Source organism: Kitasatospora sp. MY 5-36, assembly GCF_001182915.1.
In the GTDB taxonomy this organism is placed as follows: Bacteria; Actinomycetota; Actinomycetes; order Streptomycetales; family Streptomycetaceae; genus Kitasatospora.
On sequence record NZ_LFVW01000779.1, the window covers coordinates 1 to 4,627 of the forward strand.

Genomic DNA, 4,627 nt, shown 5'->3' on the forward strand with positions numbered 1-4,627 from the left:
CGGCTGGGCCGACCACTGGCTCGCCGACGTCGCCGACCGGGAGCCGGACCTGCACGCCGCCCTGGTCCGACTCACCGGCCTGCGGACGACCCGCTGGCAGCCCGCCACCCCCGGGGCCCGCCCGTTCGCCGCCGCCCTGGACGGCTGCGGGTTCACCGCCCTCGTCACCGTGGAGGGCCGCCCATGAACGGGCTGCCGGTGCTCACCCCGGCCGAGGCCCTGGCCGCCACCGGCGGCACCGCCGTCGTCCACCTCACGGAGTGGACCCTCGGTCTGGCCGAGCAGCTCAGCCGCCACGCCCTGGCACACCCCGTACGCCTGGTGCCGGTGCGCGAGGACGGCGCGCTGACGGTGGTCGGACCGGTCCTCCGTCCCGGGGCGCCCGCCTGCCTGAGCTGCACCGAGGTCCAGCGGCTTGCCACCGCCGGCGGCCGGGTGCCCTGGCAGAGCCCGGCCCTGGCGCTCGGCGGCACCGGCACCCCGGCCTTCGCCGAGGCGGTGGCCGTCCTCGCCGCCGACCTGGCCGCCGAGAGCACCGATTCCGTCGCCACCGTCCACGTGGTGCACGGCGGCCGGGCCACCTGGTCCACCCACCGGGTCCGCCCGGTCGGCGGCTGCGAGGTCTGCCACCCGCTGCCCGCCGACACCCCCGAGGCCGCCCGGCTGCCCGCCACCCCCCGCCCACTGCCCGACCCGGCCGTCCTGCGCGGCCCCAACGACCGTACGGGCGCTGGCCAGTTGAGAGCCGAGCTGCACGACGAGCGGTTCGGCCCGGTCCGCCGGCTGTTCCGCACCGAGGACTCGGCCTTCGCCCTCACCACCGCCTGGGTGACGGACGGCCGGGCGCTGGACGACGGCGGCTACGGGCGGGCGGCGGACTTCCGCGCCAGCGAACGCGTCGCGCTGTTCGAGGCGGTGGAGCGGTACGCGGGCATGCGGCCGCTCGGGCGCCGCACCGCCTTGCGGGCCTCGTACGCCGACCTGGTCGCCGAGCGCGGGCCCGGAGCCGTCCTCGACCCGGCCCGGCTCGGCCTGCCCGACGACGCCCCGCCGGGGCACCCCGCCGTGGCCACCGTCCCGTACACCCCGGAGCTGGTACTCGACTGGGTGCACGGCTGGTCGCTCACCCACCGCCGCCCGGTCGCCGTCCCGGAGCACGTCGCCTACTGGGACGTGCCCGGGCGCGACCGCCCCCGGGTGGTCTACGAGTCCTCGAACGGCTGCGGACTCGGCAATAGCCCCCAGGAGGCCGCGCTCTACGGCCTGTTCGAGGTCGCCGAGCGCGACGCCTTCCTGATGGCCTGGTACGCCCGCACCCCGCTGCCCGGCGTCGCCGTCCCCACCGAGGACCCGAGGATCGCCGAACTCGCCGACCGCGCCCGGCTGTTCGGCTACCAGCTGACCCTGCTCGACGCCACCAACGACCTCGGCATCCCCGCCGTGCTCGCCCTCTGCCGCCACCGCGGCGACCACCCCGATGCCCCGCGCACCTTCCTGGCCGCCGGAGCCCACCACGACCCCCTGGTGGCGATCCGCTCCGCCGTCGCCGAGGTGGTCACCAACGTCCAGGAGGCGCCGCACCGCGCCACCGCCCCGGGCGGGCCGCGCGACCCGCGGCGGCTGCGGCCGATGCTGGACCGCCCCGACCTGGTCGTCACCCTGGACGACCACGTCGGCCTCAACGCCCTGCCCGAGGCGCAGCCCCGCCTCGACTTCCTCTTCGCCGGCCCGCCCCCGGTGCCCTGGACCGAGCGGTGGCCCGGCGCCCCCGCACCGGTCGGCGACCTCACCGCGCTGCTGGAGCGGACCGTCGCCCGGCTGGCGGGGGAGGGCCTGGAGGTCCTGGCGGTCACCCAGGACGAACCCGGCGCTCGCGACCGGCTGGGCCTGCACTGCGCCAAGGTCGTCGTCCCCGGCACCCTGCCGATGACCTTCGGCCACGCCAACCGCCGCACCCGCGGCCTGCCCCGCCTCCTGGACGTCCCGTACCGCCTCGGCCGCACCCCGGCGCCCCTGCGGCACGACGAACTCCCGCTCCACCCGCACCCGTTCCCGTAGCCACCCGTTCCCGTAGCCGCCCGGAAGGACCGCGATGACCACCCAAGCGCCGCCCGCCGCCCGCTGGCACAGCCTGCACCTCGCGCTGCCGCTGACCGCCCCCGAGGCCGACGCCTTCCTCACCGAGGACCTCGCCCCGCTGATGGCCGGGCACGCCGACACCGACTGGTTCTTCATCCGCTACGGCGAGGGCGGCCCCCACCTGCGCATCCGCCTCCGCGGCCCGGGCCCGGCGCCCGCGCACCTGACCGACCTGGCCACCGAGCTCACCCGCCGCGCCGCCCGCCGCACCCCGCCCGACGGCCCCTTCGCGGGCGGGCACGGCGAGGTCACGGAGGTCCCGTACCAGCCCGAGACCGAGCGCTACGGCGGCGCGGCCCTGCTGCCGATCGCCGAGGAGGTGTTCACCCACTCCACCCGCACCGCCCTCGCCGCCCTGGACGCCCTCCGCGAGGCCCCCGGGGACCGGCTGCCGCTCGCCCTCGACCTCGCCCACACCACCGCCCACGCCCTGGGCCTCGACGAACTCGCCGCCTCCCGCTGGCTGCGCCGCCACGCCGCCTCCTGGCGCTGGGTCACCGAGTTCCAGCCGCTGCCCGGGGCCGCCGTGCACGTCCGGGTCAACACCGTGTTCGCCCGGCAGCGCACCGCGCTGGCCCACCGCGCCCGGGCCCTGCGCACGGCGCTGGACGCCGGCACGGCCGCACCCTGGCTCGCCGACTGGGCGGCGCGGGTCGCCGAGGCCGCCGCCCGGATGCGGGCGGCCGTCCCCATCGATGCCGTACCCGCCGACGCCGAGGAGCGCCTCTCCTGGGTCTGGGCCTCCCAGCTGCACATGTTGTTCAACCGGCTAGGCGTCGGCCCCGACGAGGAGCGGGCGGTCTGCCGCCTCGCCGCCCGCACCCTGCTGGAGACCGGGCAGCCGTTCACCTTCTTCCCCGCCGACCACCACGCCCCGGACCACCAGTACCTGGAACGCAGCAAGTTCCAGATCGGCCGCCCCGAGGACACCGCCCTGCGCGACCTGCCGCACCACCCGGCCCCGCGCCCCCGCCCCGGCGACCTCCCGCTGCCCGCCGACCCGCTGCCGCCCGTCACCCTCGCCGACGCCCTGCGCACCCGCCACTCCACCCGCGGCCCGCTGACCGGCCCGCTCACCGCCGGCGCCCTCGGCGGACTGCTCTGGTCCGCCTACGCCGCCAACCCCGACACCGGCCACCGCCCGTACCCCAGCGCGGGCGCCCTGCACACCGTACGGCTGCGCCTGCTCGCCCTCGCCGTGGACGGCCTGCCCGCCGGCACCTACCAGTGCCTCCCCGAGCACCGCAGCCTGCGCCCGATCGGCCCGGCCCCCGCCCTCGACGACCTCAAGGCCCTCTCCTCCTACCTCTCCCGCCCGGCCGACGACCCGGACGCCATCGGCATCGACCGGGCCCCCGCCGTCCTCGCCGTCCACCTCGACCTCGCCCACCTCCGCCGCCGCTACGGCCTGCGCGCCCTGCGCCTCGGCCTCCTCGAAGCCGGCCACCTGACCCAGAACCTCCTGCTGACCGCCGCCGCCTTCGGCCTCGGCACCACCCCCCTTGGCGGCCTCCAGGACGACCTGGCCCACGAACTCCTCGCCCTCGACGACCTCGGCGAACCCGTCCAGTACCTCCTCCCCCTGGGCCGCCCGGGGACCGCCCGGTGATCATGCCGTGAGTACCCTTGCCCGATGACCGATCACGGCATCGCCCTCCCCGACTTCCGCCTCCACGTCGTGCCCGCCGTCGTGGCGCTGGCCAGCCCGACCTGGCAGCGCGAAGTGTGGCTCGACCGCGCCCGGTTCGAGAACCTCGCCTACACGGTGCACGTGCTCTTCGACGACTTCTGCGACGCGGACGATCCGCAGCGCTCGCTCGGCTACAGCCTGCGCACCGAGCAGGGGGTCGAACTGATGGCACACCTCGGTACCGCCTACGGGACGGTCCAGGACACCGTCGGCGCCGGAGCCCCCGACGAGGCCTACCTGGACTCGCCGCACTGGGCCGCCGTCGTCGCCGCGGCAGCCCGACTCGCCCAGGTGATGGTGCACAACGACCTCATGGCCCTGCGGAACCTGCACGAAGCCGGCCACCCCTGGCCCCCCGTCACCGCCCAACACGGGCCCGAGGGCCAAGCGGAGGGTTCCTGACGTCATGGGACGGAACGTCTAGGGTGTACGACCGCCGAAGAAGACCTGGACCTCCCGGATCAGCCCGTCCCGGACCGTGATCGCCTCGACGTTGCGGTAGCGGCCCCCCGTGGTCAGCTCGTACTCGTAGTAGGCGAAGACGAGTTCCTCGTCGGCGGGCGTCACCCGCAGCAGCCGCTGCTCCGTGAACCGGTGGGCGGTGGGGAAGCAGCGCTCGAAGAACGCGGCCTTGTCGATGCGGTCGTCCTGGGGGCTGGTGAAGGTGAAGTCCTCGGCGTACAGCGGCAGGGCCGCCTCGCGGTCCTGCGACCGGTAGCAGCGGAACGCCGCCTCGACGACGCTCGCGGGGGTGCCGTTCATGAGATCCATACCTTTCTTCGTGGGATCGTTCTGGTC

5 protein-coding genes are annotated in these 4,627 nt (G+C 76.2%); 4 read left to right on the top strand and 1 reads right to left on the bottom strand.

The annotated features are described in order from the left end of the window. From AE652_RS35810 to AE652_RS35825, 4 genes are all read left to right on the top strand, one after another. A partial coding sequence (locus AE652_RS35810; protein WP_049659182.1) for a hypothetical protein occupies nt 1-187 on the top strand: 187 nt, incomplete at its 5' end. Next, entirely contained in the window at nt 184-2,058 is a 1,875-nt protein-coding gene (locus tag AE652_RS35815; RefSeq protein ID WP_049659183.1) for a TOMM precursor leader peptide-binding protein, read from the top strand. The genes AE652_RS35810 and AE652_RS35815, both read left to right, overlap by 4 nt. A gap of 34 nt (nt 2,059-2,092) precedes the next feature. Further along, entirely contained in the window at nt 2,093-3,748 is a 1,656-nt protein-coding gene (locus tag AE652_RS35820) for a thiopeptide-type bacteriocin biosynthesis protein (RefSeq protein WP_049659184.1), read from the top strand. 24 nt (nt 3,749-3,772) lie between these two features. Further along, nucleotides 3,773-4,231, top strand: coding sequence for a hypothetical protein (locus AE652_RS35825; RefSeq protein ID WP_049659185.1), 459 nt, complete (start codon nt 3,773-3,775; stop codon nt 4,229-4,231). Between the two features lie 18 nt (nt 4,232-4,249). Here the strand turns inward: AE652_RS35825 and AE652_RS35830 are convergent, their stop codons facing one another. Further along, the gene (locus tag AE652_RS35830) at nt 4,250-4,591 is read right to left on the bottom strand and encodes a nuclear transport factor 2 family protein (protein ID WP_049659186.1); all 342 of its coding nucleotides are present in this window, start codon (nt 4,589-4,591) and stop codon (nt 4,250-4,252) included. Nucleotides 4,592-4,627 lie beyond the last annotated feature (36 nt).

What these genes read in the sequence shown, in the direction of transcription:
- AE652_RS35830 (WP_049659186.1), bottom strand. Translation starts at nt 4,591, where the DNA reads ATGAACGGCACCCCCGCGAGCGTCGTCGAGGCGGCGTTCCGCTGCTAC.
- AE652_RS35825 (WP_049659185.1), top strand. Translation starts at nt 3,773, where the DNA reads ATGACCGATCACGGCATCGCCCTCCCCGACTTCCGCCTCCACGTCGTG.
- AE652_RS35820 (WP_049659184.1), top strand. Translation starts at nt 2,093, where the DNA reads ATGACCACCCAAGCGCCGCCCGCCGCCCGCTGGCACAGCCTGCACCTC.
- AE652_RS35815 (WP_049659183.1), top strand. Translation starts at nt 184, where the DNA reads ATGAACGGGCTGCCGGTGCTCACCCCGGCCGAGGCCCTGGCCGCCACC.